Annotated in this window: 1 protein-coding gene; it reads left to right on the top strand. The window is 60.6% G+C overall.

What is annotated here, in order from left to right; all coding sequences use genetic code 11:
• Positions 1–541, top strand: a 541-nt coding sequence (locus ACW9HX_RS29120) for an Ig-like domain-containing protein (RefSeq protein WP_457383219.1), incomplete at both ends; no start/stop codon positions are given.

Below are 541 nucleotides of genomic sequence, written 5' to 3'. Positions count from 1 at the left end.
CTTCTCTGGATGTGAACATCGTTGATGACCTGCCAAAGGCCGTCGATGACAGCAATACCGGCACCGCTTCGGAAACCAACCTGACCCTGACCGGTAACGTCCTGACCAACGACGTGCAGGGCGCCGACCGCGTACCGACCGGGCCAAATGTCGGCCCGATCACCGCCGGCACTTTCACCGGGACTTACGGCACGTTAGTGCTGAACGCGAATGGCACGTACACCTACACCCTCAACACCAATGATGCGGACTTCAAAAACCTGCACGGCGGTGGCAACGGCACGGAAACCTTCACCTACACCATCACCGATTCGGACGGCGACACCAGCACCGCGAACCTCGTGCTGCAGATCCACAACAACGACGATCCAGTGACCATCAGCGGTCTCGACGTGAACGGTGGCGAGCTCACGGTTTTCGAGAAAAACCTCAGCACCGGCAGCGCGCCGGATGCTACGGCTCTGACTCAGAGCGGCACGTTCACCATCACGGCGCTGGACGGCGTGACTTCGCTAACCGTGGGCGGCATCGCCGTTGTCAC

The organism is Pseudomonas sp. SDO52101_S400 (genome assembly GCF_054071635.1).
Note: the sequence above shows the minus strand (reverse complement) of the source record. Positions and strands in the feature narration are given on the sequence as shown.